This window comes from Streptomyces murinus, assembly GCF_002154555.1.
Classification (GTDB): Bacteria; Actinomycetota; Actinomycetes; order Streptomycetales; family Streptomycetaceae; genus Streptomyces; species Streptomyces murinus.
The window spans coordinates 1-5,546 of sequence record NZ_MUNF01000204.1 but is presented as its reverse complement, the minus strand read 5'-3'; the positions used below and the strand labels follow the sequence as shown (position 1 = coordinate 5,546).

Genomic DNA, 5,546 nt, shown 5'->3' with positions numbered 1-5,546 from the left:
GGCCTGGGCGGGCGCGGCGGCCCGGCCCGGTCGGATGCTGATCACGTGGTTCCCCGTTCGCTGTTCTGGGTGGCGGTCGTGGTGGTCGCGGTGGGCGGCGGGTACGACGTGGTCGGCGTCGTACTGGGAGCCTCGGGCGGCGCCGAACTCGACGAGCTCGGCGAGGAGCCCGGAGCCGACGTGGGCGGGAGGGTCGTCGAGGTACTCGGTGGAACCGTCGTCGACGTGCTCGGCGGAGCGCTCGGTGTCGTGCTCGGCGGGGCCGACGGTGAGGGCGCCGGACTCGTGCTGGGCCGGGGCCCCGGCGCGCCGGGCAGCACCTGGGTGTGCTGGTGCGGCCACAGGAGCAGCCCGAGGCCGAGCCCCGCGATCACCGCCGCGGAACCGGCCGCCCGGTACGCCGTGCGCACCCTGCGCCGGGTGCGCACCCCCGCCCGCAGCCGCTCCCGGTGCCGCGGCTCGAACGGCGCGGGCTCCAGCGTGCCGTGCATCAGCCGCGTCAGCCGCTGTTCGAAAGCGTCGGCCCCCTCGGTCTCGTCGGCCCCGTCGAGGCCGGTCTCGTCCACGTGATTCCCGAGCTTCATCACTCACCCCACCGGCTCGACGACGTCCGACAGCAGCTGCCGCAGCCGGGCCACCCCGCGCGCGGCATGGGACCGTGCGGTGCCGACCGGGCAGCCGAGGATCTCGGCCACCTGCCGGTCGGGCAGGTCCTGGTAGTAGCGCAGGACCACGGCGGCCCGCTGGCGCGGCGTCAGCTGCGCGAGCGCCGCCTCAAGACGGGAGCGTTCGGCCACGGTCGCCGACAGATCGCCGCCGGCCGCCACCTCGGGCAGCTCCTCCACCGGCCGCTCGCCCCACCAGCGCCGCCGCGCCGAGCGGGCCGCCGCCCGCGCCAGCACCGTGCGCACATACGCCTCCGGCGCCTCGTCGGCCACCTTCGGCCAGGCGAACCACAGCTTGACCAAGGACTCCTGCAACAGGTCCTCGGCCCGATGCCGATCGCCCCCGGTGAGCAGACGGGCCAGGTGGACGAGGACCGACCAGCGGGCCGCCACGAACGCGTCGTACTCACCGGCCCGAGCCTGCTCCATTCCCACGGTCCCCGTTCTCGCCGGCGCTCTTCACAAGGGGAAAGGCCCTGGACCCCCTCGGACGCTGCACCCGCGGCACGTGATCCGCGTCACGCACAGCCGCCGCACAGGCGCGGCCGACGCCCGGACCCGGCAGGGAAGCCGGTCTCGGACGTGAAGCCGGACTCGGCGCAACCCCGGGCTCAGCCGGTCCCCGGCCCCCCGAGGACCCGCAGCAGCAGCACCGACCGCCCCGGCACGGTGACTTCCGCGCCCGCCGGGTGCGCGGTGCCGGGCGGCGCCGACTGGCCCTCGTGGGAGGTGTCCACCACCACCTCGTAACCCTCGGCCCACGGCGGGCCCGGCAGCACGAAGCCGGTCGGCTCCGCGCCCGCGTGCAGCACCGCGAGGAAGCTGTCGTCCACCACCTGCGCGCCCCGCTCGTCGCGGCCCGGGATGTCCCGCCCGGACAGATACATGCCGAGCGTGGCCGCGGGCGCGTACCAGTCGCCCTCGGTCATCTCCGCGCCCCGCGCCGTGAACCACGCCAGGTCCCGCAGCCCGTCCGCGGCCTGCGCCCGCCCGGCGAAGAAGGCGCGCCGGCGCAGCACCGGATGCCGGTGGCGCAGCGCGATCAGCCGCGAGGTGAGGGCGAACAGCTCCCGCCAGCCCGGCTCCTCCAAGAGCGACCAGTCCAGCCAGCCGGTCGCGTTGTCCTGGCAGTACGCGTTGTTGTTGCCGCCCTGGGTGCGCCCGAACTCGTCACCGGCCACCAGCATGGGCACCCCGGTGGACAGCAGCAGCGTGGTGAGCAGATTGCGCAGCTGACGGCGGCGCAGGGACCGGACGTCCGGGTCCGCCGTCTCGCCCTCCGCGCCGCAGTTCCAGGACCGGTTGTCATCGGTGCCGTCCCGGTTGTCCTCGCCGTTGGCCTCGTTGTGCTTGCGCTCGTACGACACCAGGTCGCGCAGCGTGAAACCGTCGTGCGCGGTGACGAAGTTGACCGAGGCGTACGGGCGGCGCCCGCCCCACGCGTACAGGTCGCTGGAGCCGGACAGCCGGTAGCCCATCTCGCGCACATCGGGCAGCGCGTGCCGCCAGAAGTCCCGTACGGCGTCCCGGTAGCGGTCGTTCCACTCGGCCCACAGCGGCGGGAAGGCGCCCACCTGGTAGCCGCCCGAGCCGATGTCCCAGGGCTCGGCGATGAGCTTGACCCGGCGCAGCACCGGGTCCTGGGCGATCACCGCGAGAAAGGGCGAGAGCATGTCCACGTCGTGCATGGAGCGGGCGAGTGCCGCCGCGAGGTCGAAGCGGAAGCCGTCCACACCCATCTCGGTCACCCAGTAGCGCAGCGAGTCGGTGATCAGCCGCAGTACCTGGGGCCGCACCACGTGCAGGGTGTTGCCGCAGCCGGTGTAGTCGGCGTAGCGGCGGGCGTCGTCCTGGAGCCGGTAGTAGGCGCGGTTGTCGATGCCCTTCAGGGACAGCGTCGGCCCCAGCTCCCCGGCCTCCGCGGTGTGGTTGTAGACCACGTCGAGGATGACCTCGATGCCGGCCGCGTGCAGCGCGCGCACCATCCGCTTGAACTCGCCGACCTGCGCTCCTGCCGTACCGGATGCGGCGTAGGCGGCGTGCGGGGCGAAGTAGCCGACGGAGTTGTAGCCCCAGTAGTTGGCGAGGCCCCGGCGCAGCAGGTGGTCCTCGTGCGCGAACTGGTGGACGGGCAGCAGCTCCACGGCCGTCACGCCCAGCTCCACCAGGTGCTCGATCGCGGCCGGGTGGGCGAGTCCGGCGTACGTGCCGCGCAGCTCCTCGGGGATGCCGGGGTGCAGCTTGGTGAAGCCGCGGACATGCAACTCGTAGATGACCGAGTCCGCCCAGGGCGTCTTGGGGCGGCGGTCGTCGGACCAGTCGTCGTCATCGTGGACGACGACACCCTTCGGTACGTACGGCGCCGAGTCCCGCTCGTCGCGCACCGTGTCGGCGACCCGCTGCTCCGGCCAGTCCCGCACATGGCCGTACACCTCGGCCGGCAGGGTGAACTCGCCGTCCACCGCGCGCGCGTACGGATCGAGGAGCAGCTTCGCGGGGTTCCAGCGGGCGCCGGTCCACGGGTCCCAGCGGCCGTCCACCCGGTAGCCGTAGCGCTGTCCGGGCAGCACGCCCGGCACGAAGCCGTGCCAGATCTCGTGCGTCAGCTCGGTCAGCGGGACCCGGGTCTCCCGGCCGTCCGCGTCGAACAGGCACAGCCGGACCGACCGCGCCCCGGCCGCCCACAGCGCGAAGTTGGTGCCCGCCACCCCGTCCGGGCCGACCCGGAACCGGGCCCCCAGCGGCGTCGGCGCGCCCGGCCACACCGGTGGCCCGGGTACCGGGGCGCGCCGGGCGCCGTTCGTCGAGGGCGCCGCGGCCCGCCCTGTGGCCGGTGCCCGCTGCTCGGCTGCGCTCGTCACCTGTCGGCCCCTCTTCCAGTGGCTCGGCCCGGGAGCGGCGCAGCCCGCCGCGGCGGGTCGCCGGGCGGGCCCGAGGGCACCCGGACGGACCCGCCTCGGCACGGCGCCCCGGGCCGCCGGCGGACCCGGCCACCCGGTGCGGCCGCGCCCCTCGGCTCCGGTACGGGCGCGGCGATCGGCTCCCCGACGTGTCGTCCTTCCCACAGTTCTGCCCACCGCATGGCTCGCACTCACGTTTCCCCGGAGCGTGCCCGGTCGTTGAGCAGCGCGTGAGGCACGTACATGGGCGCGCACGGCGCGCGGGGGCCGCACTGGCGGCCGTACTGACATGGGCCGGACTGCTGGCCGGATGCTCCGCGGGCGGCTCGGGCCCGCTGGGCCTGGGCGGCAGACCCGGCGGAACTTCGGCACCCCGGGACGCCATCCGGGTGGCCCCGAGCGACGGCAGCACCGCCGTCCCGCAGAACCAGCGGCTGCGGGTGCGGGTGCCCGACGGCCGTCTGGAGAAGGTGAAGGTGGTCAAGGAACAGGACGCGCGGGCCACTCCGGTGGCCGGGCATCTGAGCGCCGACGGGCTGACCTGGGCGCCGGACGAGGACCGGCTGGCGCTCGCCGCCCGGTACACCGTGGACGCGGTGGCGCTGGACTCGGGCGGGCGCCGCTCGGCCCGGCACGCGTCCTTCACCACCTACGTCCCCGGTAAACGGTTCATCGCCTACGCCACCCCGGAGAACCGCTCCCTGGTCGGCACCGGGGAGATCGTCTCCCTGGCCTTCAGCACGGACATCGTGAACAAGGCCGCCGTCGAACGCGCGGTGCGGGTCACGGCGCGGCCCGCGGTGGAGATCCGCCCCCACTGGTTCGGCAAGAACCGGCTCGACTTCCGTCCGGAGAAGTACTGGAAGCCCGGCACCAAGGTCACCGTCGACCTCGGGCTGCGGGACGTCGAGGCCGCCAAGGGGGTCTACGGGCTCCAGTCCAAGTCGTTCTCCTTCACCATCGGGCGCAGCCAGACCTCCCTGGTCGACGCGGCGGCGCACACCATGCAGGTGCGGCGCGACGGCCGGCTGCTGGCCACCGTCCCGATCACCGCGGGCGCCCCGGCGAACCCCACCTACAACGGCAAGATGGTGGTGATGGAGATGCTGGAGGAGACCCGGATGAACAGTCAGACGGTCGGCTTCGGCGGTGAGTACGACATCCCCGACGTCCCGCACGCCATGCGGCTCACCGACTCCGGCACCTTCCTGCACGGCAACTACTGGGACCCGACCGCCCCCGGTGTGGCCAACGTCAGCCATGGCTGTGTGGGTCTCAGGGACGTCCAGGGCGGCAGTTCGGACACCCCCGCCGGGTGGTTCTTCGACCGTAGCCTCGTCGGTGACGTGGTGGAGATCGTCAACAGCCAGGACAAGACCGTGGACCCCGGCAACGGGTTCGGTGGGTGGAACCTGACGTGGGGGGCATGGAAGGCGGGCTCCGCGGTGAAATAACCACGTGGGACGGCCACAGGGCGGCGCGCGGGGGGACGGTGCGGGTGCCGGGCGGAAGTTGCGACGGAACGGTGACATTCGCCTGACACCCCGCTCAAAACCGGGCAGTTAATATTCGCGCACCAAATGTGGTGGGGAGCGGGCCGAACAGGCCCTGCGAGGGGAGAACGACGTGAACGTGCGGCCGATATCGGGGGCGTCGGTGGCGAGGCGGCGGCGCGCGGCAGGGGGGCTCATAGCCGGCTCCCTGGTGCTGTCGCTCGCGGCCTGCGGCGGGGGCGGCGGCGGGGGCGGCAAGGACGACGGCAAGGGCGCCGCGACCCAGCAGGGCCGGCCCTCCACGGCCGCCGTCAGCATCGCCCCGGAGCAGGGGGCCACGGGCGTCGCCACCGACGGCGCCCTCAAAGTCAGCGCGGCCCGGGGGAAGTTGACCGAGGTCACCGTCAAGGACGCCAAGGGCGCGAAGGTCGACGGCGCCATCACGGGCGACGGCGGCTCCTGGTCGCCGTCCGCCCATCTGGCCGCCG

General features: G+C 73.9%; 4 protein-coding genes and 1 pseudogene. 3 read left to right on the top strand and 2 right to left on the bottom strand.

Features of this window, described 5'->3' with window-relative positions; all coding sequences use genetic code 11:
• Positions 1 to 570 (top strand): annotated as a pseudogene (locus CCN72_RS14425) (hypothetical protein); the annotation flags it as partial.
• Between the two features lie 17 nt (positions 571 to 587).
• Here CCN72_RS14425 and CCN72_RS14420 read toward each other — a convergent pair.
• On the bottom strand, positions 588 to 1,094 hold the full coding sequence (locus CCN72_RS14420) for a SigE family RNA polymerase sigma factor (protein WP_086807871.1): 507 nt from the start codon (positions 1,092 to 1,094) through the stop codon (positions 588 to 590).
• A 182-nt stretch (positions 1,095 to 1,276) separates the two neighbouring features.
• Positions 1,277 to 3,526 (bottom strand): glycogen debranching protein GlgX, encoded by a 2,250-nt coding sequence (gene glgX, locus CCN72_RS14415; protein ID WP_086807870.1) that lies wholly within the window; start codon positions 3,524 to 3,526, stop codon positions 1,277 to 1,279.
• A gap of 269 nt (positions 3,527 to 3,795) precedes the next feature.
• On the opposite strand from glgX, the gene CCN72_RS14410 reads away from it, so the two are divergent.
• Entirely contained in the window at positions 3,796 to 5,019 is a 1,224-nt protein-coding gene (locus CCN72_RS14410; RefSeq protein WP_085566646.1) for a L,D-transpeptidase, read from the top strand.
• Positions 5,020 to 5,191: 172 nt separating this feature from the next.
• Positions 5,192 to 5,546, top strand: a 355-nt coding sequence (locus CCN72_RS14405) for an Ig-like domain-containing protein (RefSeq protein ID WP_341868878.1), incomplete at its 3' end; no start/stop codon positions are given.